This window comes from Nocardia puris (genome assembly GCF_003315035.1).
GTDB lineage: Bacteria > Actinomycetota > Actinomycetes > Mycobacteriales > Mycobacteriaceae > Nocardia > Nocardia puris.
This window is the reverse complement of the sequence record NZ_QNRE01000002.1, coordinates 290,511-314,589: the sequence shown is the minus strand read 5'-3', so window position 1 is coordinate 314,589 and position 24,079 is coordinate 290,511. Positions and strand designations below refer to the sequence as shown.

Below are 24,079 nucleotides of genomic sequence, written 5' to 3'. Positions count from 1 at the left end.
TCCATGGTCGGGCGCTTAGCGTGATTCCCGTCGACGCAGCGTGGCGGCGATGGGAAGGAGACGGTGACATGAACGGCACGACGGCCACGGGCACCTATCGCGCGGCTGTACCCGAGACCCCGGATCGACGCGTCACCGTCTACTTCGAAGGTCCCACCGCCGACGACACCCTGGTCCTGGAGTACGCGGCCACCAGCGCCGAGGCGTGGGCGTTCACCACCGCCGCCCTCGGCGCCGGGCTCACCGTCACCATCGACGGCAAGGTCCGTCCGGAGCTGCCCCGGCTCCCCTGCCGCTCGCTCTGGGGTTAACGGCCGAAGACCCGGTCCAGGAAGGCCACCGTCGCCGGAAGGGAGTCGCGCGCGGTGGCCAGGTGATCGCCCCGGAACAGCTCGACCTCCACGTCCGTGCCGTGCGCGAACAGTTCGGTCACCAGTTTCGCGGTGAGCGGGATGGGCACGTCGCGGTCGGTGACGCCTTGGCCGAGGTAGAGCGGCACCGTGTAGCCGGCGACCGGCACGCGCATCATCGAGTCGACCACCGCCAGCAGTGCCGGATCATCGAGCGGGGCCGCGAGCATCGATCCGATGGACACGTCACGCACCTGCTCGTCGGCCTCGAAGACGCAGTCGTTCTCCACGATGCTCAGCACCCGCTGCCCCTCCGCCGTCAGGAAGCGGTCCAGGTCCAGTTCCGGCGCGGTCGCGCGCAATCCGGCCATGATCATCGCGAAGTACGCCGTCGTCATGCGCAGCGGCAGCTCCGGCACCCAGGGGCCCAGCAGCGGCGCGACCAGTTCCAGATTCGACGGCGGACCGGTCGCCACCGCGCCGTGCAATCGCAGCTCGGGGGCGTCGGCGGGCGCGAGGTGGGCGGTGAACAGCGCGGTCTGCCCGCCCTGGGACTGGCCGACGACAGCCCAGTCGGCGCTCAGCTCCGGCACCAGCGTACGGGCGGCTCGCACCGCGTCGATCATGCTGCGCGCCTGCGAGGGGCCGTCCAGGTAGGGATGTGTGCCCGGTGTGCCCAGGCCGACGTAATCGGACAGCACCACGGCGTATCCCGCCCGCAGCAGCGTGGGATACAGCGTGTCGAGATAGAAGAGCCGGGGTTCCTTGGTGAACGTGCAGTGATCGGCGATGCCGACGGTGCCGTGCGCGTAGGCGACCACCGGCCAGCCGCCGGGCGGCGGGGTCCCCGGTGGCACGTAGATGGCTCCGCCGCTCTGCATCGGCCCGCGCGGACCTCGCGACCAGTACGTCATGGACAGGCCGAGGCTCGCCTCCTCGACCGCGACCACGCTCGGTACCGGCGCGGACCACGTCACTGCTCCCGGCGCACCACCCCCGGGGTTCGCCGTCACCGGCCCGGCGCCGATCAGCACCGCGGCCACCGCCCCCAGCGCACCCGCCGCGATCCGTGTCCGCGTCATCGACCGATGATTGCCCCCGGTGTCCGATTCGGCAAGCCACCACAATCGGTGTCCCGCCGTGTCGCGGCCGGCGCACCGACCTGCGCCGACGGTGTCGCGACGCCCGGCACGACTACGCTCGGACCCATTCGGCCGGGCAGTGGCCGGACGACGACAGGGAGGATCGGGAGTGAGCCGGCTGGTTCGGAGTGAGCGCACGGCACGGATGGCCGCGGCGCTGGGGGGTGCGCTGATCCTGGCCGGCGTGGCCGGGTGCGGAACTGGTGACGAGAACGCGGCCGCACCGAGTACGACCGTCACCACGACCACCGCGCCGACGGCGACAGCGCCGACCGAGTCCGCCACGCCCGTGGCCGCGCAGCCCACCGTCGACCCGTACGCGGGCGTGCCCCTCATCGAGGGCGTCGAATGGACCGACGGTGTCGACGGAGCGCGCCTGATGGTCTATCCGTCCCAGGCCGGGCGCCGGACCACCTACCCCGGCTCGGACGAGCGCGCCTGGCAGGAAGTGCTCGTGCTCTCGCCGCGGGCCTCGACGCCGGGCATGCGCGATCAGTTCATCTGCCACTGGGACTGGGCGCGCCTGGCCCAGCCGAACAAGCCCAGCTGGAATCTGGAACCGTGGCGGCCCGATGTGGGCTATGCCGCCACCGTCCAGGCCGCGTGCAATCCCGGCGGCCCCGAACGCTGACCGCCCGGGGCGCGGCCCCTCCCGTTCACACCGACCGTTTCGGAAAGGACGCTCCCCATGCACGTCGTGACCGCCGGTGGACACGGCAAGATCGCCCTGTTGCTCGCCCCGCTGCTCACCGCCGCGGGCCATTCCGTGGACAGCCTCATCCGCAATCCCGCGCACGCGCCCGACGTCGAAGCCACCGGCGCCCGGCCGGTACTGCTCGATCTGGAACATGCCGAGCCCAGCGAGGTGGCGGCCGCGCTGCGGGGCGCCGACGCCGCCGTGTTCGCTGCCGGCGCCGGTCCGGGCAGCGGCGTGGAGCGCAAATACACGGTGGACAAAGGAGGTTCGGTCGCGCTCGCCGAAGCCGCCGAGAGCGCCGGGGTGCGCCGGTTCGTGCAGATCTCCGCCATGGGCACGGGCCTGCCGCCCGCGCCCGGCTCCGACGAGGTGTGGATCGCCTATCTGGACGCGAAAACCCAAGCGGAGGAGGACCTTCGGGCGCGGGATCTGGACTGGACGATTCTGCGTCCGGGCCGGCTCGTCGATACACCGGGCACCGGCCTGGTCACGCTCACCACCGAGCGCGCCGGGCGCGCGGACGTACCGCGCGCGGATGTGGCGGCCGTGCTCGCGGCGGTGCTGACGGCGCCGGGGACCACCCGCACCACCCTCGAGCTCGTCGCGGGCGCGACACCCGTCGCCGACGCCGTGGCCGCCATCGGTAACTAGAGGATTGCTGAAATCCGTGGGGCGCAGCGGATTCCGAGGTCGCGGAGCCGCCGCACCGCGACACCCACGAACTTTCGGCAACGATTCGGAAACAAAGTCCGCGAAATGGCGCGCGGCGCGCGTGAAGTCGGTTCGCCAATCGGGCGCGCCGCGAATCCGATCAACCCCGTCGGGTGCACTCGCGCCGCGCGCGCCGCGAACTGTTCTCGGACCGCCGTACCGAACCGCCGTGCGCGCCGACGCCGTGACGTGGGCCGACATCACGCCACCTGGGCGCGCATCGCGCCTGGCAGGGCGCGGGCACGCACTATATCCGGCGTGCCGCACCTCCCGATGCCGGACCGTCCGGTCGGGACTTCGGCCCTGGTGCGTCGGCGCGCGAAAATCCTTTCAGCCGAACGGAATAGATCGTGCAGATGTGCTTGCATCTGAAAGGTGCACGGACCTAAACTCAGTTCCGCACAGCTATATAGGGGACAACCGAGGGTGGCCGCACCGGCAAACCAAGACAAAAGTCGCCAGCAATTTGCTGCCACCCCGAAAGTCAGGGGTGTTCTTATGGATCGATCACTCGACGGCCGGATCGGATATGCCGACCCCGCGCCGTTCGACCTGTCACACACCGGTGGAACCGTGAGTCCGCCACCGGCCCGCAGCGGGCCCCAGACGCACGCGTGCTCGCGGGAGACCGCCGTCGCGTTCGTCATCGATGCCGTCGAATCGACCGGCGCGGCCACGCGCAACGACTTCGACATCGACCGGATCGTCTCCACGGCGCACGCCATGGCCGACGACTGGGACCTGAATACCTTGCAGCCGGAGACCTTCTGGCGCATCGCGTCCAGCTGCATCAGGCAGTAACCGGACGCACCACACGACGCCGCGGACGAACAACGCCGCGCGTCAAGGGTTTTCGTCTGTGAACACCCGCCCCTTCCGGACACCACCACGGTCCGCACGGGACCGAACAGGCGCCACACACCGCGCGACCGCCTGCGTCCCGCCTCTCATATCGCTTCACGTTCCGCCCGCCGCCCGCTCGGGCGCACCAGCTTTACGCGCCCGAGCGCACGGCCGCCGACGGGCGAGGTCGTCCGTCCGGGTGCGATTGCGCGCCAATCTTCTTGACGCATCATGGTTTTCAGGATGGGCACTGAAGACCGGATCGCGCGGGACGGCCGACGTGGCGATGAACGGCGACCGCCCAGGCCGGCCGGTGGGGCGACATCACGAATCAGCCGTCATCAATCGGCCATCATCAATCAGCCGAGCGCCACGGCCGAGCTTCGCCCGGCGGCCATCGCACTCCCCCGCCGGCCGCACAGCGGCCCACGTCCGCGGACGGTCGCGCGCGGCGTCGACTCCGCCGCCGGCCCCACACCGCGGACTCGGTGAGCAGGTCCAAGCCGGGGCACTCTTCCGGCCCGCTGCCTCCATACGGCTTGCGGCCCGACGGGCACGGTCTCGCGTGCTCCGAGACCGCGTCCGGCCACCCCACCCAGCACTGCCTCCCGCACCCGCTCGGCGTCGCTCGGCCGAGGCGTCATCGCTCCGCCGAACGCCCAGCACTCTGCGCAGGCCCTGTAGCGAGGCAAGCACAGCGCCGCCCGCACGGCGAGAGGCGACAGGCGCCACCGAGATTCGGCGCCGGACCGCGTCGAATTCTCGGCGCGAAACACCTGGAAGCTGGTGTCTACAGCGCTTGACGCACCGGTGGCCGATATTCGTAACACTTGGCACTCCCCCGAACCGCGAGGAGGTCGACGCGGCCTCGCCCGCAACACCCGGCCGTTGCGACAAGTCGGTCAACACGTGAGGGATCGGCGTCGCAGAGCGCTGTTGTCCGTGGCGGCCACGTTCGGCGCGACCGCCGACGACGTACGCCCGGTCCGGCAACCCGGAGCACAGCGCACTTCCCCATCGAAAACGACCGTATGGTTCGTGACATGTGAACTCGACCGGCGCGCAACAGCTTCCACGTATCGGCCGCACTATCGCCGCATTCCCCGCGCCGTGGGCATCATCGAGCAACTGCCCGGCGGACGCACAGCAATCGGGCCGGCACCGTCAGGTACCGGCCCGGATTCGGTCTGGTGGCCTAGGAGTCGCGCCCTCGGGCGTACTCGCGCAGCTTCTCGATCGAGTCGCCGGGCGGCAGCGCCTGCACGCTCAGGCGGTCCATCACCGAGCGGTACTGCGCGAGGTCCTGCCTGCGGTCCAGATACAGTGCGCTGGTGAGATGTTCGAGGTAGACGACGTCGGGCAGTTCCGCCTCGGAGAAGCGCAGGATGCTGAACGAGCTGCCCGCGGCGGCGTGCTCGCCCGCCGAGAACGGCAGCACCTGGATGGTGACGTTCGGCAGTCCGGCGAGTTCGATGAGGTGTTCCATCTGCTCGCGGTGCACGTCGGGGCCGCCGACGGGCCGGTGCAGCGCCGCCTCGTCGATGACCGCCCACACGACCGGCGGGTCGGCGCGGAACAGGATCTCCTGGCGCAGCCTGCGCACGTCGACGCGGCGCTCGGTATCGGCGTCGTCGCTGCCGAGGGTGAGCACGGCCCGCGCGTAATCCGGCGTCTGCAACAGACCGGGCACGAGATGTGCCTCGTACGTACGGATCTTGATCGCGGCCTGCTCCAGGCCGAGGTAGGTGCTGAACCACGAGGGCAGCAGATCACTGTAGCGGTGCCACCAGCCGGGCTCGTTGGCCTGCCTGGCCAGATCCAGGAACTGTTCGCGCTCGGCGGGATCGTTGACGCCGTAGAGCGTCAACAGATCCCGGATGTCGCGTTCCTTGAATCCGGTGCGGCCCAACTCCAGCCGACTGATCTTCGCGTGCGAGCCGCGGATGGCATCACCCGCGGCCTCGCGGGTGATGTTGCGACTCTCACGAAGTTTCCGTAGCTGACCGCCGAGGGCGATCCGGAGGACAGTCGGACCACGTTCCACGACAGCCGATTGCACGAAGCCGTCGTCGTTGGGTTCTGCGATCATGGAGTTCGTCTCCGATACTCGAGGTTGCCCACCAGTGTGTCACAAAGACGTCCGCCCGAGACACACCGCACCGACCGCAATGTTACCTTTCAGCTAGTCAAATCGTCGAACTCTCCGGCTTTCGCGCCGCGCACGAACGCATCGATCTCGGGCCGGGTGTAGAAGACGACGGCGCCGTCCGGAAAGCGCGAGTTGCGCACCGCGACCAGTCCGCCGCTCGCTTCGGCCATCTCGACGCAATTGCCGCCACTGGGGCCGCTGAACGAACTCTTGCGCCACGCGCCGGTGATCCTGGGCAGGGTTGTTTCCGAGTTCACCATTTCCCACTCCTCGGTTGAGCCAGTGTGAGGGATCCATTCGAGTCGGCGCTTGCAGATGCACGCTCAAACGTTCTTGCATTTGCACCGACGCCTGGACGATAGCACGAAGTTCACCCTGTGGCACCGGATGTTTCGGACCTACCGGTCGGCTTTGTGACCGGTGATTCCGGCCCGTCGGTGAACTCCGTGTTCAGGTCCTCGAACAGACCCGCCGGACCGACTTGAATCTTGTACTGTCACAGTGCACATCGGATGTACCAGCCATTCGCGACACCGGGCCGGACGCCCACGGCGCGCCCCGAAACGCGGTCACCGGCCGATACGTCCGGCCACGCACACCCGCTCGCCTGAGGAGTCTTACGCAATGTCCGAAGACCACAGCCCGCTGATCCGGACCGACATTCCACATTCGGCACGAATCTGGAACTACTGGATGGGCGGCAAGGACTACTACGAGATCGATCGCATCGCGGGCGACGCGGGCATCGAGGTCGACCCCGACATCACCGCGATGGCCACCCAGTCGCGCCAGTTCCTCATCCGCGCCGTCCGATTCCTCGCCGGTGAGAAGGGCATTCGCCAGTTCCTCGACATCGGCACCGGCCTGCCCACCATGCAGAACACCCACGAGGTGGCCCAGAGCGTGGCGCCCGAGTCGAAGATCGTCTACGTCGACAACGACCCGCTGGTGCTCACCCACGCCCGCGCGCTGCTCACCAGCACCACCCCCGAGGGCGTCACCACCTACATCGATTCCGACTACCACAAGCCCGAGCTGATCATCAAAGACGCGCAGAACGTCTTGAACTTCAACGAACCGATCGGTGTCATGTTCATGGGCGTGCTCGGCCACGCCAAGACCTACGACGACATGAAGCGGATCGTGAAAACCGTGCTGGACGCCGTGCCTTCGGGCAGTTACCTGGTGCTGTGGGACGGTACCGACGACAGCCAGGCGTACGTGACGCTGTGCGAGAACTACACCGGCACCGGCGGCACCCCCTACATTCCGCGCCCCCAGGCCGACATCAAGGCCGTCTTCGAGGGCCTGGAGTTGGTGGAGCCCGGTTTCACCTCCATCACCCAATGGCGCGCGCCGTCCACCGAGGTGGGCGAGGTCCGCCCGATTTCGGCGTACGGCGGCGTCGCGCGCAAACCCTGACACGTCACGAGAATTCCACGGGCGCAACGGCGGCCACTTGCCCTCGGGCAGGCGGCCGCCGTTCGTATTTCTGTTGGTCGTTCGTGCAGATGTACTTGCATCTGTAAGGAACGCGGCTCTAAACTCGATCACAGAAACGCGGGGAGGTGCGCAGGGAGTTCTCGCCGGCGTCACCACACTTCACCTCCCCATCGTCGGACGCGAGGGGCGGTCGAAATGAGCCAACCATTCCGAACTCCCCACCGGGTCGCCCAGGGCGGCCTCGGTGTAGAGACGCTGCGGGCTCGATCCGCGGGAGAATTCACCGCCGACTGCGGCGCGGAGCCGGGCGGCCTCACCTACCGCCGCGCGCGGGAGATCCTCTTCGCCCACGAGGTGCACGGGCCCCAGTGCCGGCAGTGGCTGGCCGCTGCGGCCTACCTGTCCGCCGGCCTGGACGACGAGTAGTCTCCGGGCGAAAAGTGCTGGTGGACAAGCCTTTACCGGGTATGTCCACGTCGACGGGCCGCTGATCTCGAGCGCCGCCACAGTCCCGCTCTGCCGACTCGGGCGCGCGATCACAGGATGCGCCGACATCTCGCAGGTCGCGTTCGATCGCGCGCCCGCCCACCTGACCGGTTCCCGAGGTGAACGGGCGATCCCGTCGGCGTTCGGCGGATCGCTCCGGATATGGACCAGCTTCACCGGATGAACGTTCAACACGTCCTCGACTACACCTGCCGAATTGGCGTCCGCACCGGACATTACGGACGCTTGTGTTGAATGACGTCGCAAAAACCGGGCGGTAGGTATCAATTTGATCCGTGCCCGGTTCCAGTAATTCCCGTACCCCCGGATTCAGCCCGCGGGAGCATCGCGCGGATCGGCGCCGACGTGCGTACGGCGCACCGCCGGACGTTCGATCGCACCCGCGTCGGATGGTCCAGTCGTGCGGGCCCGGGGTGACACAGTCGTACGCATCCGTCACGCCGAGCGGCATCGCAGAGCAGAGCTCGGCACGACCTTATATCCAGAGCGCGGGTTCGCGAACTCCGCCCACGACGCCGACCCCCACGTGTACCGGCCGTCTCTCCTCCCCCTGGTCTCCACGGGATGCACCGCGCATCTGGGGAGCGCGATCGCGGCATGCACACCCGATCGTGCGACGCGCCCCTTGCACGCGGGTCGCGGACCGCTTCTCGAACAGCGACCTCGAATTCCGCTGCGGCGCTGCGATTCCGGGCACGGCAACCCGCCGGGGCACACCCACTCGCCAGGCAACGATCCGGCAAGTGCCAAACCCGTTACCGGACAGCGATGTTCGCACAGATGCACTTGCATCCGTACCGGACACCCGCATAGGATCGGCCCGGAAGTAAGGGGAGCCTCTACCCGCCGAGCCCGCGCCGACGACGCCGTGCCACGCCTCGGCGCCGCCTGTCCGAAGGTCGTTCGCATGGATCAGCCGCCACATCGCACCCGCCGTCTCGGCGTCGCCGATATCGCCGCCGTATACGGCGCCGAGGCCGTCCAGCACCGCATCGCCCAACTCCGCGCCTGCGGCCAGCACTACGCCGCCCTCGCCATCGAACGCGAAATCCGCTCCGCCACAGGCAAAGAGGGCATGAGCGCGTAGACCGCCCTCCCCGGCCACCCCTCGCCACCTACTCCCGACACCCACGTCACGTCGCCAAGCTCCACCGCACCTCGACGCAACAAACGACCCACCACGAATCCCCCACGCCACCAATCGGACCGAATCACCGCGCCCAGCCCCACCCCACCGGCGAGCAGAGCACCCACCCCCTCCACCAGGCGAAACCCACAACAAGGCCGAACAGACCACCCAAACGCACCCCGAACGCCAACCCAATGGGCCCACCTCACCTCCGCAAAGCGGGTACCCGGAGCGAAGCCGAAGGGACCGCCAACGTGCAGCCCGGAGCGAACGCGGAGGGACCACACTGGCACCGAGTGCCATATCGCTGAGCCGGGCGGTCGACGCCCGGCCGAGGCGGACTTCCGCCCCGCCGGGGATCGCGCCGACCCACCTGCCGGCGCGATCCCCGGCGGAGCGGTGAAGTGGCCCACACCACTGTCCATGAGGAAGTGTCAAGCGGGCAAGCGATGAATGTGCCGGATCACGAGCGAGCCGTATCCCGGGCGTGACGTGGGCGCTGGCGGAGGTCGCCCGATCGGATGCTCGGTTTGTCACCACGCACAACGCCGGAGCGCTGCAATGGATCTCACCGAACAGTTCCGGCACTCATAACTGTTTCGTATAGTGAGGCAACGATTCGGGCGCAGTTCCATCACGCCCGAGGTGGCACTGGAGCGCAACGAATGACCTTTACCGGGCTGGACCTGGCCGGCACCTCCGACGGGGCGCTCGAGATCGGCGGCCGGCCGGCCTCGGTCCCGCTGCAGGACACCGACCATGTGGCCTCGCACATGGTCGGCTACTTCGCGACCTACGTCGCGCCCTGCCACACCCTGCCCGGCGAAGCGCTGCGCGGCGACGTCACCAAGGTGACCCGGTTCTGCCTCACGCTGGCCGCGGACATGTTCGACCGGCGCACCGTGCCCGACGACGACCAGCTCGGCGAGGTCCGCGAATCGGCCGCGCAGTGGGCGCGCGAGGCCGTGCCGCTCGGCACCATCCTGCGCGCCTACCACGAGGGCCTGCGGATCGCGTTCGGCCTGGTCACGGCCGGTGCGAAGGCCGACGACGTGGGTGAGGTCATCGTGGCCACCGACCTGATGCTGGAACTGCTCGAGGTGATCACCGCCGCGGTGTCCGACGCGTACGTGGACGAGCAGCATCTGGTGGCCCGCGAGCACCAGACCGCCGCGCAGACGCTGGCCTCGGCGCTGCTCAGCGGGCGCGGCAGCTCCGCCCTGGCCCGGCAGGCGGGGATCCCGGTCGCCGACACCTACCAGGTGGTGGCGCTGAGCGTCCCCGAGCACGCCGACGAGCGCGACCCGCGGGTGGACACGCACGTCGCGGCCCGGCGCAAACTGCGCCGCCTCCAGTCCGCGCTCGCCACCACCTTCCGCTCCCGCGCGCTCGCCCTGCTCTCCACCAAGGGCGGCACGCTGCTGCTGCCGCTCACCGAGGGCGTCCCCGCGCTCACCCCGGACCTGCTCGGCGAACTCGCCACCGCCGCCGAGGTGCCGCTCACCGCCACCGTGATCACCGGCGACACCGACCGCATCCCCGAATCCGCCGACCAGGCCCACGAACTGCTCAACCTGGTCCGCGTCGCCGGACGCGCCCCCGGCCTCTACGAGATGGCCGACCTGGCGGTCGAATACCAGCTCACCCGCGGCGGCCCCGCCACCCGGCGCCTGGCGACCCTGCTGGACCCGCTGGACGCGCACACCGAACTCTTCGACACCATGCGCGCCTACCTCGCCAACGATATGAATCGCCAGCTCACCGCCCGTCAGCTCTACGTGCACCCCAACACCGTGGACTACCGGTTGCGCCGCATCGCCCAGCTCACCGGCATCGACCTGGCCACCTCCGCCGGCATATCCCAAGCGGCCATCGCGCTGCTGGCCCGGGACCTGGACCGGACCGTCGCACGCCGCCTGTAACGCCGACCGATGCGGATTCGTGCTGGTCACGAGACCGCGAACTTGCGATCCTGGAACCCCGTGAGTTCTGGATGGTGAAAAGTATGCGAATCGCGGAGATCTTGCGCAGTAAGGGCAGCGACGTCGCCACGGTCGCGCCCGAGACAACGGTGCGGGCCCTGTTGGCCGTGCTCGCCGAACACAACATCGGCGCGGTGGTCGTGTCCCCGGACGGCACCACGATCGCCGGGATCGTCTCCGAGCGCGATGTCGTGCGCAGCCTGCACCGGCACGGCGCCGCGCTGTTCGACACCCCGGTCGCGGAGATCATGACCGCCGAGGTGCGCACCTGCGACCTCGACGACCACGTCGACAGGTTGCGTCGCGTCATGACCGAACACCGCGTCCGGCACCTGCCCGTGGTGCACGGGGGCGCGCTGGTCGGCATCGTCAGCATCGGCGACGTCGTCAAGAGCGCCATCGCCGAACTGGCCACCGAACGCCAGCACCTCGTCGACTACGTGCAGGGCCGGTACTGATCCTCAGCCCAGATCGGCCGAGATCCACCGCCGCGGGCGGGCGTGCACGGTGACCATCGGGCCGAAGCCCTCGGCCTGCACCAAGTACGGCTCGACCGCCTCGGGCGGCAGGTACCGCGCGGCCATCACCCGGTGCTCGTCCACGGTCATCGGCGTGATCCCGGTGACCTCGACCTCCACCCCGACATAGCGGATGGTGGGTTCGACGCGCTGCACCAACAGGCTGAAACGGCCGGACGCGCGGATGTGGCGCAGCTTCACCGAATCCTCGGGCGTGACCACCCAGACGTCGTCGGCATCGGGCTCGTACTCGTACCAGATGGGCACGTTCAGCGGGGCGCGCTCGGCCCCCGCGGCCACCGCGAGCGCGGCGACGTGGGGCTGCGCGAGGAATTCCTGTTTCTCTTCCTTGGTCAATGGCATGCGGGCAGCGTATCCCCGGGGTCCGACAAGTTGGCGCGGCCGCGAAACACGTTGTCCACGTGAAAGCTTCGATCGCGCCCGGAAAAGTGCGTATCGTTGATCGATGTTCCGAGCGCATCCGCGTGAAGGGAGCGTCACTTGGGGTCACCCGCACCGGGCCCGCCCGCCCTCCGGCGCTCGGCCGCGCGCCCGAACCCCTACGCACCACCCCCGCCCGGCAGCGTCCGCGCCCTGTTCCCGGCGCTGGCCGAGGGACCCGAGGTCTATCTCGACAGCGCCTCCACCACCCAGAAACCGCGACCTGTCATCGAGGCCGTGCACCGGTACCACTCGTCGCGCACCGCCAACGCCGGGCGCGGCACCTACCGGTGGGCGACCGGGCTGACCACCCGGATCGCCGAAGTGCGTGCGCACACCGCGGAATTCCTCGGCGCGGCCCACGCCGACGAGATCGTCTTCGCCTCGGGCGCCACCGCCGCCCTCAACGCCGTGGCCCTGTCGTGGGGACTGGCGAATCTCGCCGACGGCGACGAAATCCTCTACAACCCGCGCGATCACGCCGCCAACGTGCACCCCTGGTTCCATCTGCGCGACCTGCTCGCCCGCTTCGGCCGTCGCATCACGCTGATCCCCTACGCCACCACGGCGCTCGGCGAGGCCGACACCGCCGATATCCTCGCCAAGACCACGCCGCACACCCGCCTGCTCACCGCCTCGCACCTGCACCACGTCTACGGCGGGCTCACCACGCTCGAGGAGTTGCGCGGCCGCCTCGACCCCGGCGTCCTGGTGTGCCTGGATTGCAGTCAGAGCGGCGGGCATCTGCCGGTCGATGTCACCGCGCTCGGCGCGGATTTCGCGGTCTTCGCCGCGCACAAGATGTTCGGCGCGCCCGGCACCGGGATCCTGTTCTGCCGCCGGGCAATCCACGATCGGCTGCTGCCGTTCCTGCCCGGCGGCAACTCCGGCGTGACGCTCACCGACGCCGGTCTGGTCCCCGGGAAGATGCCGGAGCTGCTCGAGGGCGGCACCCACAACATCCCCGGCATTCTCGCGCTGGGCGCCGCGCTCGAGGTGCTGGAGTCGTTCGGCCTGGACGAGATCGCCGAGCACGACCGCGTGCTCACGCGCCGGCTGATCGACGGCCTGCGCGACGCTCCCGGCCTCGAATTCCTGCCCGGCCCCGCGTACGCGCCGTGCGCGACGGGACACGGCATCGTGTCGTTCACCCTCGCCGGAATCAGCGCGGCCGACCTGGGTTTCGTGCTCGGGGAGGCGGGCTTCCTGGTCCGCACAGGACTGCACTGCGCGCCGGGCGCCGATCCCGATCCGGATTCGGTGCGGGTGAGCACCCACCTCTACACCACCCTCGACGAGATCGACCGGTTCACCGACTGCGTCACGACGATTGCCGAGGAGGTCACGTGACCATCGATACCCCGCGTTACGACCGGAGGGCGGCCTCCCGCATTCTGGCGACCCTCGCCCGCGACGGCCTGTTCGACGGCGAGACCACTCCGCCCGCGCCGCGCGTGCTCGAATACTCCTGCGCCACCATGCGTCCGGAGCCCGGCAGCCATCTGAACTACTCGCAGCGGCTGTATCTGGAGCGGTTCATGCGGCCGTGCCAGCCGTACCAGGTCACCACGGCGACGCACCGGATGGCGTGGACCGACAGCGACGGGGTGCCCAACACCGGGCACTACCGCGCCGACGGACTCGGCCCGGTCGTGCCGATCGCGGCGCGGGAAACCGTGCTGGCGCTGTGGCATTCGCTGCGCGACAACGCCGACCTGGCCGAGCGGGCGGCCGCGCTCGGGTCGCGGGATCGCGCGGTCCTCGAGGGCACCACCACCGACCACGAACCCTTGGAGATCTTCCGTGTAGGCCTCGAGGCCACCGGCCGGGCCCTGGCCCAGCACGCCCTGCTGGCGCGCCAGACCCCGTATCGCGAACCCGTCGAATTCGCCAAGGGGATGGCTGATTCCGGCATCTTCGCCGCCGTGGCGACCCGGTGGTTCTGGGAGTTGCAGGCCTCCACCTACCGGCGCGGCATGATCCCGGTGACGCTGGCGACCCAGCCCGACGGCACGGTGCGCTACACCGCCGAATCGGTCGCGACGCTGCGGGCCATGAAGGACGCCACCATCGCCGAGGCGCACACCGTGATGCGGCGCGCCACCACGGTGGAAGGGCTCGACGTGGCGGCCGCCCTCGCCAAGTATCACGAGGATCTGGACCTCATCTCCCGCCAGTACGCCCTGCTGCCGCCGAGCACCCGGCCCGCGTGCCTGGCCGCCATGCCGCACCGGCTCGACGGCGAGCACTACAGCATCCTGCCCGAGGTGGTGGACCGATTCGTGGCGGTGTTCGCGGCCGTCGTCGCGGCGGTGCGGGTGCGCGAGATTCCCGTCGAGCAGCAGCCGAACGCCGACGCGCCGGGCGCGGCGGCGGACGAGGTGTTCTACGTCCCCGACATGAACTGCAAGCACTGCGTGCGCACCATCACCGGCATCCTCACCGGCATGGGCCTCGACGTGCTCGACATCGACCTGCTGAGCAAGCGGGTGGTGACCGAGTTCCGCAGCCCGCGCAACCGGGCCCGCGCATTCGAGGCGTTGCGCGACGGCGGCTACAACCCGGTGGCGGAGCGTCCCGACCCGGCCGCCGCGGAAGCCGAAGTCCCGCAAGCGGAATCCGCGGTATGACGGCGCCGCACCCGGCGCTCCCCGCGAAGATCCATCCGCTGGTGCGCGCCTTCCTGGATTCGCGCGACGACGTCGACCGGGCGGTGCGGCGCGCGGGCACACCGACCCACCTGGTGTTCCCGCAGGTGTTCGCCGAGAACGTGGCCCGGCTGCGCGACGTGCTCACGCCGAGATCACCGCGCTACCGGATCTGCTACGCGCACAAGGTGAATCGTTCGCGCGCGTTCGTCGCGGCGGCGCACGCGGCGGGGATCGGGATCGATGTGGCCTCACCGTGGGAACTCCACGGCGCGCTGGCGGCGGGATTCGCGCCCTCCCGCATCGAGGTGACCGGACCGAAAGGCGAAGCGTTCCTGCGGGAGTTGGTGCGGTGCGGCGTCACCGTCAACGTGGACAATATGTGGGAGCTCACCCGCCTCACGGAATTGGCGGAGGACGGCGCGCAGGTGCCGGTCCTGTTGCGGATCTCCGGATTCGCGAGCACTCCGGTCAGCCGGTTCGGCATCCCGGTCGACCACGCGGCCGACGCGCTGAACCTGGCGGCCACGCACCGCGGCCGGATCACCTTCCGCGGCTTCGCCTTTCACCTCGACTCCGGTGAGATCGCCGAACGGGTGCGCGCGATCGACGCCTGCCTCACGCTGGTGGAATCCGCCTACGCGGCGGGTCTGTCCCCCACGGTGTTGAACATCGGCGGCGGGTTGCGTCAGGTGTTCACCGCCGATGCCGACCGTTTCGACGCCTACGTCCACGCGCTGCGCGACTCCCTGCTCGGCCGGGGCGAGCGAATGAGCTGGGCCGACAACACCTTCGGCTATCACGTGGACGACGCGGCGGTGCACGGCACGCCCGTGTTCCACAAGTACGCGAACACCGTGCCCGCCGACCGCATGCTCGCCGACCTGCTCGACGCGCCCTTGGACCGGCACGCCGGCCGCCCGGTGGCGGCCGTCGCCGCCGACAACCTCCTGGACCTGTGGCTCGAACCGGGCAAGGCGCTGGTCGACCACGCGGGAATCACGGTGGCGCGCGTGGAATTCACCAAGGAGCTCGCCGACGGCACTGTCCTCGTCCACGTCGACCTCAGCCGCGACGCGGTCACCCCGGCCGATCAGGAGGTGATGGTCGACCCGCTGCTGCTCGCCACCGCACCCGCCGACCCCGGGCCGGTGGGAGTGTTCCTCGCCGGACGGCTCTGCCTCGAACGCGATCTGATCACCCAGCGCAAGGTGTGGTTGCCGCATCGACCAGGCCCGGGTGACCTGCTGGTCTTCCCGAACACCGCCGCCTACCACTCGGACCTGTCGGCCGCCTCGGCCTCCCGGTGGCCCGCCGCCGCGAAGTTCGCCGTCGTCCACCGCGGCGGCGAATTCGAGATCTGCCCCGACGACGAGTACTCCCCTGTCGCGGCCCGCAACGGCGCCGAGGTGATGTGATGCGCTACGACCACATCACCGACCTCATCGGCAACACGCCGCTGCTGCGCCTCGACCCGCGCGGGCACGGGCTGGCGGGGGTGGAACTGTACGCGAAGCTGGAGTCGCACAACCCTTTCGGCTCGGTCAAGGACCGGGTGGCGTGGGGCATGATCCGCGACGAGATCGACGGGCTCGCCGCCGAAGGACGCACGCTCATCGAGGCGTCCAGCGGCAACACCGCCAAGGCGCTGCGTGTGCTCGGCGGGTTGTCGGGGGTCGGGTTGCGGGCGGTGACCAATCGCATCAAGGTCACCGAGGTCCGGGATCTGCTCCACCTGCTCGGCACCGACATCGTCGAACTGCCCGGCCTGTCCGAATGCCCCGACCCCACCACCCCCAACGACGTGTACGCGGTCATCGAGCAGACGATGGCGAAAGATCCTGGCGCCTACCACCATCCGTCGCAGTACACGAACGAGAAGAACGTCGAGGCGCACTATCTCGGCACCGGGCGCGAGATCCACGACGATCTCGCCGCCGACGGCATCACCCGGGTGGACTACCTGATCGGGGGCCTCGGCACCACCGGCTCCACGCGCGGCGCGGCCACCTATCTCCGCAAACACAATCCGGAGTTGCGCACGGTGGCCGTGGTGTCGGAGCGGTCCGACTTCATCCCCGGCATCCGGTCGGAGACCGAGATGTGGGACGTCGGGCTGTTCCAGCCGGAGTTCTACGACCGCATCGTCACCGTCGATTCCGGCGCCGCCGTGGACGCGACCCTGCGCCTGGCCACCGGCTTCGGCGTCCTCGCCGGGCCCACCAGCGGCGCGGCTTACGCCGCCGCACTGGAAACCCTTGGCGCGCTGGAACGTTCGCGCAGCGACGATCCGATCGTCGCGGTGATCATCGTGTGCGACCGCCTCGAGCCATACCTCTCCTACATCAAGAAGCGCCGACCCGAACTGTTCGGCAAACCCGGCCGCCACCGGCCCACCGAGGCCGAGCTCGCCGCCACCCCGCGCCTGTCTCCCGCCGAACTCACCGAGCTCGACCGCGACGCCCGCCCCACCATCGTGGACACGCGCGGCGCGATGGCCTACCGCATCGGCCACGTCCCCGGCGCGATCAACCTCCGCGACGACCAGCTCGACGACATGCTCACCCACGGCATACCGTTCCCCCGCTCCCGGCCCGTCGTGTTCGTCTGCCCCGTCGGGGAGATCTCGCTGCGGTTCGCCGCGCTGGCCCGCCGCGCCGGCTACGACGCCGCGAGCCTGGACGGCGGGGTCGTCGCGTGGCGCGATGCCGGTCAGCCCTTGGAAAGCAGCGCCTGACCCGGTGCCGCGCGGGCTCGGACGCGGCACGAATTAAGGTGGTTCGGTGCAGACAGGGCAGGAAGCAGGGGACGGTGTGCCCCGGATCTGGGGTGGAACGACGCTCACCGAGCGCCGCGAGGCGCGCCGCGTCGCCCTGCTCGAGGCCGCCCTCGACCTCATCGGTGAGGCGGGCGCCGCGGGGGTCACCATGCGCGCGGTGTGCCGCCGCGCCGGTCTCACCGACCGCTACTTCTACGAGAGCTTCGCCAGCCGCGACGAACTGCTCGACGTGCTGTACCGGCAGGTAGCCGACGAATTCCTGGAGCCGATGACCGCGTTCGCCGCGGGCGACGACCCCTCGCGCGACCGCGCCCTCGCCGAGATCCTGGTGGACAAGGTGCTCGAGGACCCGCGCAAATCGCGGTTGTTCCTCGTCGAGCCGTATTCGAGCACCGGGCTCGGCCAGACCACCATCGCGGTGATGCCCGCGTTCACCCGCCTCATCCAGGACCACCTGTTCACCCACATCCAGGACCCGGTGCGGCGCAGGCTGGCCGCGCTCACCATGGCCAGCGGCAACGCGGGCATGTTCTCGGCCTGGCTGAACGGCTCGCTGCGGGCCACGCGCGAACAGATCGTCGACCACTGCGTCGCCACGCTCACCGCCTACCGCACCATCTACCGCGACTGACCCCGCGCGGGTGTGCTCGGCCACAACCCGGTTGCCCCCGGTATGTCCGCGGGGTTTACTGGCTGGCGCACGGGTGCCGAATCGTGCGGCTCAGCCGCGTTCAGCACCGACGATCTCCACGATGCGAAGGAGGTGAGCCGGATGCCCGGCGGTAACAGTCCGATATCCCTGTCAGCCGACCATTCGTCCAGCGACACCTCCCCCGCCGGACCGGTGGCCCCGCGTCCCCGGTGAACCGGCCCTCGACGGTGCGCTGACCTTTCCGTGAGGAGTGCGCCATGTCGATGGTGGAAATGATCCTGCGGCTGCTCACCGGCGTCGGTCTCGGCGCGGTGATCGGTTTCGAACGTCAGTACCGGGCCCGCATGGCGGGTCTGCGCACCAACGCCCTCGTGGCGGCCGGCGCGACGCTGTTCGTGCTGTTGTCCGCCAACGGTTTCGAGGGCGCCGTGGCCGACCCCACCCGGGTGGCCGCCCAAATCGTCTCCGGCATCGGGTTTCTCGGCGCCGGTGTCATCATCCGCGACGGGTTGAGCGTGCGCGGGCTCAATACCGCGGCGACACTGTGGTGTTCGGCCGCCGTCGGGGCGCTCGCCGGCGCGGGGATGTTCGCCACCGCGCTGGCGGGCACCGTCGCCATCGTGACGGTGAACATCGCGCTGCGGGCGGTCGGGCGCGCCGTCGACCGCCGCCCCGAGGCGCGCGACGAGGAGCCGGTCGGCTACGAACTCGCCGCCGTCACCGACGACGCGCACGAGGCGCACGTGCGCGCGCTGCTGGTGCAGGCGCTGACCCGCTCGGACTTCCGGCTGGTCGCGGTGTCCAGCGCCGACACCGGCGACGGCCGCGTGCAGGTGCGCGCCGATCTGCTCGGCGACCAGCGCGACGACCGGCAGATGGAATCCGCCGTCAGCCGGATCGGGCTGGAGCCCTCGGTCACCAGCGTCGGCTGGCGGGTCGCCGCCCCCGATCCGGCCGGCGCCTGACAGCGTCGCGAACTCGTTACCGAAAAACGATCGGGCGCAAGTAAGCTGACCACGCCCGACGACGACCGGAGGAGTTCCGAGGCGATGACCGATCCCGTGCAGGGTTTGACGGGGACGATCAGCACGCCCATCCGCGGCGCCGGGGCACTGGGAGAGGTGTTGGTCGCGATTCGCGGGGGGACGGAGTTGTATATCGCGCGGGCCACCGAGCCGATCGAGGTGGGCGCCACCGTATTGATCGTCGCGGTGCATCCCGGGCGCATCGTCGACGTCGTGCCTTGGATTCCGCTGACATCGGAATAGTCGCCAGAACATTTCCGAACGAACGAAAAAGGGAGACACCCGTGCTGGGTTATCACGTGCCGAGGCCGGACGAAGCGATGCTGGTGAGCGGCGGATCGGCGAAGGACAACGCGCCGTTCCGCGTCATCATCGGCCGCGGCGCCTGGGTGGTGCCGTTCTTCCGCAAGGTCAGCTACCTATCGCTGGCCATGTACGAGGCCGAGATCCGGGAGCGCTGCGTCACCAAACAGGCCATCCAGCTCGACGTGCGCGCGGTGATCGCCTTCAAGATCGCCAACGATACCGCCTCGATCGTGAACGCGGCGCAGCGCTTCCTCTCCGAGCAGGAGCAGGAGATGTCGATCCTGACCGGGCGCATCTTCTCCGGCCACCTGCGCTCCATCGTCGGCTCGATGACGGTCGAGGAGATCATCCGCGAACGCCAGCGCCTGGCCGACGAGGTCCTGCTGGCCTCGAAGGTGGAGATGGGCAATATCGGTCTCTCGGTCGACTCGTTCCAGATCCAGTCCATCGACGACGGCGACCTCGGCTACATCAACGCGCTCGCCGCCCCGCACAACGCGGCCGTGCAGCGCGACGCGCAGATCGCGCAGGCCCAGGCCGCGCAGCGTGCCGCCGAGGCCGAACAGGAATCACTGCGCAAGCAGGCCGAATACCAGCGCGAGACCGCGGTGCTCACCGCGCAGTACCAGCACGATATCGACAAGGCGAATGCCGAAGCGGCACAAGCCGGCCCGCTCGCCGAGGCGATCGCCAAACAGGAAGTGCTCACCGCGCAGGCCGAACAGGCGCGCAAGGAGGCCGACCTGCGCGAGCAGCAGTTGCAGTCCGAGGTGGTGAAACCCGCTCAGGCCGAAGCGGATCGGGTGCGCATCCTGGCCGAGGCCGAGGCCGACCGCACCAGGATCCAGGCCGAGGCCGCGGCCTCGCACAACCGGATCGCGTTGGACCAGCTGCTGATCGAACAGCTGCCCGAAATCGTCAAGCAGGCCTCCCAAGGCCTGCACGGCGCCAATCTCACCGTGCTGAACGGACCCGAAGGCGTCGGTGAATTGGTGAACGGAATGGTGGGACAGGGTTTGACGGTGTTCAACTCGCTTCAGAAGGCGCTTTCGAACAACACGGACGATAATGCGGGCTAAAGTGGCCGAGGTAGCGACGGCGGCGAGGAGCGGGTGTTGGTGTCCATCGGAAAATTGGTGTCGTTCGACAGTTCCCGGGGGTTCGGATTCATTCGCCCGGAGGACGGCGGACCGGATGTGTTCGTCCACGTGAACGACATCGGGCTCGACGAGGACGAACTGCGCCAGGGCCGGGTATTCGAGTTCGACGTCACCGAGGGTGATCGCGGTCCGAAAGCTGTCAATCTCAGCGCCGTCGGCGGCGCGCCCGTCGCGGCGCCGCGCGCCAAGAAGGAACGATCCGGCACCGGCCAGCTCACCGCCGAGGAGCACCGCCGCCTGATCACCGAACTGCTGCTCGACGCCAGTCCCGCGCTCACCGCGGGCGAGATCCTCACCATCCGGGAACGTCTCACCGCCTTCGCCGACCAGCGCGGCTGGCTGGACTGACCTCCGCGCGGCGCGCCCGCCGCTGTCGGTGGGCGCGCATACCATCGGTGCGACGCCGTCTCGCGTCCGGACCGATGAAATCCGCGCGCTCGCGGCGTCGGTACGGGTGTGGGTACCGACGACCCGAGGAGGACCGCGTGGACCTACCGGTGATGCCGCCCGTGCGGCCGATGCTCGCCAAAGCGGTGCACGAGGTGCCGCGCGATCCCGGGCTCGCCTACGAGCCGAAGTGGGACGGCTTCCGCTGCGTGGTGTTCCGCGACGGCGACGAGGTGGAGCTCGGCTCCCGCAACGACCGCCCACTCACCCGCTACTTCCCCGAGGTCGCCGACCTGCTGCGCGCCGCGCTGCCGCCGCGCTGCGTGGTGGACGGCGAGATCGTGGTGGTCACCGAGCACGGGCTGGATTTCGACACGCTCCAGAACCGGCTGCACCCGGCCGCCTCGCGGGTGAACAAGCTGGCGGTGGAGACGCCCGCCAGTTTCGTGGCGTTCGACCTGCTCGCCCTCGGCGACGAGGACCTCACCGGGGAGCCGTTCGCCGAGCGCAGGCGCCGGCTCGAGGCCATTCTCGACACCGCGCTCGCGCGCGTGCACCTCACCCCGCTCACCCGTGATCCGGATGTCGCGCACGACTGGTTCACCCGGTTCGAGGGCGCCGGGTTCGACGGCGTGATGGTCAAGGCCGACGCCGAGCCTTACCGGCAGGACAAACGGGTGATGCTCAAGGTCAAACACGAGCGCACCGCCGACTGCGTGGTGGCCGGATTCCGCTGGCACAAGGACGGCGAGGGCGTCGGCTCGCTGCTGCTCGGGCTCTACGACGACGAGGGCCACCTGCATCACGTGGGCGTGGCCAGCAGCTTCACCGCGGCCCGGCGCAAGGAGCTGGTCGAGGAGCTGAAACCGTTGCGCGAGAACGCCCTCGAGCACCACCCGTGGCGGGAGTGGGCCGACGCCGCCGCGCAGGCCTCGGCCGAGGGCAAGATGCCGGGCGGGCTGAGCCGCTGGTCCGGCGGCAAGGACCTCTCGTGGGAGGCGGTGCGCACCGAACTGGTCGCCGAGGTGCGCTACGAGCACGTGCAGTCGGGGCGGTTGCGCCACGGCGGCAGGCTGGTGCGGTTCCGCCCGGACCGCACCCCCGAATCCTGTACGTACGCGCAGTTGGACGAGGCGCCGCCCGCCGAGTTGAGCGCGATCTTCGCCGAGGCGGAGGGCGCGCGGTGAGCGAGTCGGTGGAGGTCGAGACCGACGGGCGCACGGTCACCATCAGCAATCCCGGCAAGGTGTACTTCACCAAGCGGGGTGAGACCAAGCTCGATCTGGTGCGCTACTACCAAGCGGTGGCCGAGCCGTTTCTCGGCGTGGTGCGCGACCGGCCGCTGTTGCTCGAGCGCTACCCCGACGGCGCGTCGGGCAAGTCCTGGTTCCAGAAGCGGGTGCCCAAGTCCGCGCCGGACTGGCTGCACACCGTCGAGGTGTCCACGCCCAACGGCACCACCAGCGACGCGCTGGTCGCCCACGACCTGGCGCACATCCTGTGGGCGGTCAACCAGGGCTGCCTCGGCTTCCACGTATGGCCCAACCACGTCGGCGATCTGCGCATCGCCGACGAGCTGCGCATCGACCTCGATCCCTCGCCCGGCATCACCTTCGAGGACCTGAAGCAGGCCGCCGTGCTCACCCGCGACCTGTGCGCCGAACTCGGCATCGACTCGCGCGTGAAGACCTCCGGTTCGCGCGGCCTGCACATCTACGTGGCGCTGCGCGAGGAGTGGGACGGGTACCAGGTCCGGGCCGCGGCCGTGGCGCTGGCCAGGGAGCTGGAGCGCAGGCACCCCGACCTGATCACCGCGCACTGGTGGAAGGAGGAGCGCGGACAGCGGGTGTTCATCGACTACAACCAGAACGCCCCGCACAAGACCGTGTTCGGCGCGTGGTGCGTGCGCCCGAAGGTGGGCGCGCAGGTCTCGACGCCGATCTCCTGGAACGAACTCGACACCGTCGTGCCCGACGAGCTCACCCTCGCCACCGTGCCCGCCCGGCTCGCCGAACGCGGCGACCCGTGGGCCGACCGGGAGCCGCAGTCGATCGCGCCGCTGCTGGAGATGTCCGAGCGCGATATGGCCGCGGGACTCATGGACGCGCCCTGGCCGCCGCAGTACCCGAAGATGCCGAACGAACCGCCGCGCGTGCAGCCCAGCCGGGCCCGCAAGACCGCCGACTAGGACGTCCACTCCGTCCAGGTCTGCCCGCCGGTCCCGGATTCGCAGACCAGCGCGCGGTTCTCCGCCGTGCGGCCGGTCCTGGCGATCGACGGATCGCAGCGCTCGCCGGGCTCGAACAAGCCGGTGCCCACGTGGTATGGGCCCGACCACTGGTAGCCGCCCCGCGCGCCGGAGGTCTCCAGGCACAGCAAGGTGCCACCGTCCTCGGCCGTGCCGATGGCGCCCACATCGTCGGCGTCGCAGCTCGCGCCCTTGCGTACGGTGGGCACGGCGGCGGTGGGTGCGGGGGCCGCGGGCGGCGCCGCCGTGGGAGTCGCCGTCACGACGGACGTGACGACCACCGTCGAAGGCGGCGGCGGCGTCGAACCGCCGGACAGGAAGTCCGTCTCGGGCAGCAGCGAGCCCGGCAGCAGGAAGAACGCCGCGACGGCCGCGACCTGCGCCGCGCCGAGCAACAGGGCGAAGGTCGCCATCACCCGCCCGCGCGGATGGCTGAACGCGATCAACCCGAACACCAGGGCGACCGGGAACACCAGTAGCAGCGCCGCCACCAGCGCGATCACCGCGTACGGGTTCACGATCGGCCGCGCGGGGCCGTGGTCCTCCTGGTAGTAGTACTCCTCCCCCTCCTGCTCCTCCGGCCATGCGTGCGGCCAACGCTCGCGTTCCTGCCCTTGCGTGCGTGCCATCCAGGTCCCTCTCGCATCCAACTCTCGCGCAGGCCCCGGTAACCCGATCCCGCCCCGATAACGCCACCGCACGGCCGGGCCACGCGGGCCCGATCGGGCGGCTTCGACACCCGCCCGGACAGCACATCCCGCGGCGGCGCACTGTCACCGCGGAGGGCCCCGGACGGGCGAAATCAGCTACAGAATACGGAGGAAACCGCTGCGCACCACCTGTTTGTCCGATCGGCCGCCGGATAACGAACTCGGCACAACGCTCGCGATCACGCGGGCGCGAGGCGCATGCTGGGCACCAGATGGCGTCGCTGATCGTGCGCTGACGAGGTCAGGAGGAAT

The 24,079-nt window shown here is 69.8% G+C and carries 25 protein-coding genes; 20 read left to right on the top strand and 5 right to left on the bottom strand.

Going from position 1 to position 24,079, the window contains the following annotated elements; translation table 11 throughout:
• The first annotated feature begins 68 nt into the window (after window positions 1-68).
• A complete protein-coding gene (locus DFR74_RS07005) occupies window positions 69-311 on the top strand; it encodes a hypothetical protein (RefSeq protein WP_067501933.1) in 243 nt (80 codons plus the stop codon).
• On the opposite strand, the gene DFR74_RS07000 is transcribed toward DFR74_RS07005, so the two are convergent.
• Window positions 308-1,432, bottom strand: coding sequence for a lipase family protein (locus DFR74_RS07000; RefSeq protein WP_067501936.1), 1,125 nt, complete (start codon window positions 1,430-1,432; stop codon window positions 308-310). The genes DFR74_RS07005 and DFR74_RS07000 overlap by 4 nt on opposite strands.
• 169 nt (window positions 1,433-1,601) lie before the next feature.
• Between DFR74_RS07000 and DFR74_RS06995 the strand changes: the two genes are divergently transcribed.
• From DFR74_RS06995 to DFR74_RS06985, 3 genes are all read left to right on the top strand, one after another.
• On the top strand, window positions 1,602-2,123 hold the full coding sequence (locus DFR74_RS06995) for a DUF2599 domain-containing protein (RefSeq protein WP_232331583.1): 522 nt from the start codon (window positions 1,602-1,604) through the stop codon (window positions 2,121-2,123).
• Window positions 2,124-2,180: 57 nt separating this feature from the next.
• Window positions 2,181-2,840, top strand: a complete 660-nt coding sequence (locus DFR74_RS06990; RefSeq protein ID WP_067501942.1) for an NAD(P)H-binding protein — start codon at window positions 2,181-2,183, stop codon at window positions 2,838-2,840.
• A 558-nt stretch (window positions 2,841-3,398) separates the two neighbouring features.
• Window positions 3,399-3,701: a hypothetical protein gene (locus DFR74_RS06985; RefSeq protein ID WP_113974995.1), complete on the top strand. Its 303-nt coding sequence runs from the start codon at window positions 3,399-3,401 to the stop codon at window positions 3,699-3,701.
• A gap of 1,237 nt (window positions 3,702-4,938) precedes the next feature.
• Here the strand turns inward: DFR74_RS06985 and DFR74_RS06980 are convergent.
• Both DFR74_RS06980 and DFR74_RS06975 read right to left on the bottom strand, forming a co-directional pair.
• Window positions 4,939-5,832: a helix-turn-helix domain-containing protein gene (locus DFR74_RS06980; RefSeq protein ID WP_067501945.1), complete on the bottom strand. Its 894-nt coding sequence runs from the start codon at window positions 5,830-5,832 to the stop codon at window positions 4,939-4,941.
• 89 nt (window positions 5,833-5,921) lie between these two features.
• Window positions 5,922-6,152 carry a DUF397 domain-containing protein gene (locus tag DFR74_RS06975; RefSeq protein ID WP_067501948.1) on the bottom strand — a complete coding sequence of 77 codons (231 nt, stop codon included), beginning with the start codon at window positions 6,150-6,152 and terminating at the stop codon, window positions 5,922-5,924.
• A 364-nt stretch (window positions 6,153-6,516) separates the two neighbouring features.
• Between DFR74_RS06975 and DFR74_RS06970 the strand changes: the two genes are divergently transcribed.
• The 5 genes from DFR74_RS06970 to DFR74_RS06950 all read left to right on the top strand — a co-directional run bounded on the left by DFR74_RS06970 (window position 6,517) and on the right by DFR74_RS06950 (window position 11,411).
• Window positions 6,517-7,314, top strand: coding sequence for an SAM-dependent methyltransferase (locus DFR74_RS06970; RefSeq protein ID WP_067501951.1), 798 nt, complete (start codon window positions 6,517-6,519; stop codon window positions 7,312-7,314).
• A 216-nt stretch (window positions 7,315-7,530) separates the two neighbouring features.
• Window positions 7,531-7,761 carry a hypothetical protein gene (locus tag DFR74_RS06965; protein WP_067501954.1) on the top strand — a complete coding sequence of 77 codons (231 nt, stop codon included), beginning with the start codon at window positions 7,531-7,533 and terminating at the stop codon, window positions 7,759-7,761.
• A gap of 988 nt (window positions 7,762-8,749) precedes the next feature.
• A complete protein-coding gene (locus tag DFR74_RS06960) occupies window positions 8,750-8,929 on the top strand; it encodes a hypothetical protein (protein ID WP_067501956.1) in 180 nt (59 codons plus the stop codon).
• Between the two features lie 707 nt (window positions 8,930-9,636).
• Window positions 9,637-10,893, top strand: coding sequence for a PucR family transcriptional regulator (locus DFR74_RS06955; protein ID WP_067501958.1), 1,257 nt, complete (start codon window positions 9,637-9,639; stop codon window positions 10,891-10,893).
• Between the two features lie 83 nt (window positions 10,894-10,976).
• Window positions 10,977-11,411 (top strand): CBS domain-containing protein, encoded by a 435-nt coding sequence (locus tag DFR74_RS06950; protein ID WP_067501961.1) that lies wholly within the window; start codon window positions 10,977-10,979, stop codon window positions 11,409-11,411.
• A 3-nt stretch (window positions 11,412-11,414) separates the two neighbouring features.
• Here DFR74_RS06950 and DFR74_RS06945 read toward each other — a convergent pair whose 3' ends face one another.
• A complete protein-coding gene (locus tag DFR74_RS06945) occupies window positions 11,415-11,834 on the bottom strand; it encodes a pyridoxamine 5'-phosphate oxidase family protein (RefSeq protein WP_067501964.1) in 420 nt (139 codons plus the stop codon).
• A gap of 138 nt (window positions 11,835-11,972) precedes the next feature.
• On the opposite strand from DFR74_RS06945, the gene DFR74_RS06940 reads away from it, so the two are divergent.
• The 11 genes from DFR74_RS06940 to ligD all read left to right on the top strand — a co-directional run bounded on the left by DFR74_RS06940 (window position 11,973) and on the right by ligD (window position 23,057).
• A complete protein-coding gene (locus DFR74_RS06940; protein WP_228788442.1) occupies window positions 11,973-13,262 on the top strand; it encodes an aminotransferase class V-fold PLP-dependent enzyme in 1,290 nt (429 codons plus the stop codon).
• Window positions 13,259-14,542: a heavy-metal-associated domain-containing protein gene (locus DFR74_RS06935; protein ID WP_067501967.1), complete on the top strand. Its 1,284-nt coding sequence runs from the start codon at window positions 13,259-13,261 to the stop codon at window positions 14,540-14,542. The genes DFR74_RS06940 and DFR74_RS06935 overlap by 4 nt, the downstream gene beginning before the upstream one ends.
• Window positions 14,539-15,978 carry an alanine racemase gene (locus DFR74_RS06930; RefSeq protein ID WP_067501970.1) on the top strand — a complete coding sequence of 480 codons (1,440 nt, stop codon included), beginning with the start codon at window positions 14,539-14,541 and terminating at the stop codon, window positions 15,976-15,978. Before DFR74_RS06935 ends, DFR74_RS06930 begins: the two co-directional genes overlap by 4 nt.
• Entirely contained in the window at window positions 15,978-17,297 is a 1,320-nt protein-coding gene (locus DFR74_RS06925) for a pyridoxal-phosphate dependent enzyme (RefSeq protein ID WP_067501973.1), read from the top strand. Before DFR74_RS06930 ends, DFR74_RS06925 begins: the two co-directional genes overlap by 1 nt.
• A 46-nt stretch (window positions 17,298-17,343) precedes the next feature.
• Window positions 17,344-17,970: a TetR/AcrR family transcriptional regulator gene (locus DFR74_RS06920; RefSeq protein WP_067501976.1), complete on the top strand. Its 627-nt coding sequence runs from the start codon at window positions 17,344-17,346 to the stop codon at window positions 17,968-17,970.
• Window positions 17,971-18,248: 278 nt separating this feature from the next.
• Window positions 18,249-18,956, top strand: coding sequence for an MgtC/SapB family protein (locus DFR74_RS06915; protein ID WP_067501979.1), 708 nt, complete (start codon window positions 18,249-18,251; stop codon window positions 18,954-18,956).
• An 84-nt stretch (window positions 18,957-19,040) separates the two neighbouring features.
• Window positions 19,041-19,259, top strand: a complete 219-nt coding sequence (locus tag DFR74_RS06910; protein WP_067501982.1) for a hypothetical protein — start codon at window positions 19,041-19,043, stop codon at window positions 19,257-19,259.
• Window positions 19,260-19,300: 41 nt separating this feature from the next.
• Window positions 19,301-20,401 carry an SPFH domain-containing protein gene (locus DFR74_RS06905; protein WP_067501985.1) on the top strand — a complete coding sequence of 367 codons (1,101 nt, stop codon included), beginning with the start codon at window positions 19,301-19,303 and terminating at the stop codon, window positions 20,399-20,401.
• Between the two features lie 33 nt (window positions 20,402-20,434).
• On the top strand, window positions 20,435-20,830 hold the full coding sequence (locus tag DFR74_RS06900) for a cold-shock protein (RefSeq protein ID WP_067501988.1): 396 nt from the start codon (window positions 20,435-20,437) through the stop codon (window positions 20,828-20,830).
• Between the two features lie 137 nt (window positions 20,831-20,967).
• Window positions 20,968-22,056 carry an ATP-dependent DNA ligase gene (locus DFR74_RS06895; protein ID WP_198161647.1) on the top strand — a complete coding sequence of 363 codons (1,089 nt, stop codon included), beginning with the start codon at window positions 20,968-20,970 and terminating at the stop codon, window positions 22,054-22,056.
• Window positions 22,053-23,057 carry a non-homologous end-joining DNA ligase gene (gene ligD / locus DFR74_RS06890; RefSeq protein ID WP_067501991.1) on the top strand — a complete coding sequence of 335 codons (1,005 nt, stop codon included), beginning with the start codon at window positions 22,053-22,055 and terminating at the stop codon, window positions 23,055-23,057. The genes DFR74_RS06895 and ligD overlap by 4 nt, the downstream gene beginning before the upstream one ends.
• On the opposite strand, the gene DFR74_RS06885 is transcribed toward ligD, so the two are convergent.
• A complete protein-coding gene (locus DFR74_RS06885) occupies window positions 23,054-23,746 on the bottom strand; it encodes a hypothetical protein (protein ID WP_067501994.1) in 693 nt (230 codons plus the stop codon). The genes ligD and DFR74_RS06885 overlap by 4 nt on opposite strands.
• Window positions 23,747-24,079: the final 333 nt, after the last annotated feature.

Coding starts and splice junctions, on each gene's coding strand:
- DFR74_RS07005 (WP_067501933.1), top strand. CDS start 69: ATGAACGGCACGACGGCCACGGGCACCTATCGCGCGGCTGTACCCGAG.
- DFR74_RS07000 (WP_067501936.1), bottom strand. CDS start 1,432: ATGACGCGGACACGGATCGCGGCGGGTGCGCTGGGGGCGGTGGCCGCG.
- DFR74_RS06990 (WP_067501942.1), top strand. CDS start 2,181: ATGCACGTCGTGACCGCCGGTGGACACGGCAAGATCGCCCTGTTGCTC.
- DFR74_RS06985 (WP_113974995.1), top strand. CDS start 3,399: ATGGATCGATCACTCGACGGCCGGATCGGATATGCCGACCCCGCGCCG.
- DFR74_RS06980 (WP_067501945.1), bottom strand. CDS start 5,832: ATGATCGCAGAACCCAACGACGACGGCTTCGTGCAATCGGCTGTCGTG.
- DFR74_RS06975 (WP_067501948.1), bottom strand. CDS start 6,152: ATGGTGAACTCGGAAACAACCCTGCCCAGGATCACCGGCGCGTGGCGC.
- DFR74_RS06970 (WP_067501951.1), top strand. CDS start 6,517: ATGTCCGAAGACCACAGCCCGCTGATCCGGACCGACATTCCACATTCG.
- DFR74_RS06965 (WP_067501954.1), top strand. CDS start 7,531: ATGAGCCAACCATTCCGAACTCCCCACCGGGTCGCCCAGGGCGGCCTC.
- DFR74_RS06960 (WP_067501956.1), top strand. CDS start 8,750: ATGGATCAGCCGCCACATCGCACCCGCCGTCTCGGCGTCGCCGATATC.
- DFR74_RS06955 (WP_067501958.1), top strand. CDS start 9,637: ATGACCTTTACCGGGCTGGACCTGGCCGGCACCTCCGACGGGGCGCTC.
- DFR74_RS06950 (WP_067501961.1), top strand. CDS start 10,977: ATGCGAATCGCGGAGATCTTGCGCAGTAAGGGCAGCGACGTCGCCACG.
- DFR74_RS06945 (WP_067501964.1), bottom strand. CDS start 11,834: ATGCCATTGACCAAGGAAGAGAAACAGGAATTCCTCGCGCAGCCCCAC.
- DFR74_RS06930 (WP_067501970.1), top strand. CDS start 14,539: ATGACGGCGCCGCACCCGGCGCTCCCCGCGAAGATCCATCCGCTGGTG.
- DFR74_RS06925 (WP_067501973.1), top strand. CDS start 15,978: ATGCGCTACGACCACATCACCGACCTCATCGGCAACACGCCGCTGCTG.
- DFR74_RS06915 (WP_067501979.1), top strand. CDS start 18,249: ATGTCGATGGTGGAAATGATCCTGCGGCTGCTCACCGGCGTCGGTCTC.
- DFR74_RS06910 (WP_067501982.1), top strand. CDS start 19,041: ATGACCGATCCCGTGCAGGGTTTGACGGGGACGATCAGCACGCCCATC.
- DFR74_RS06885 (WP_067501994.1), bottom strand. CDS start 23,746: ATGGCACGCACGCAAGGGCAGGAACGCGAGCGTTGGCCGCACGCATGG.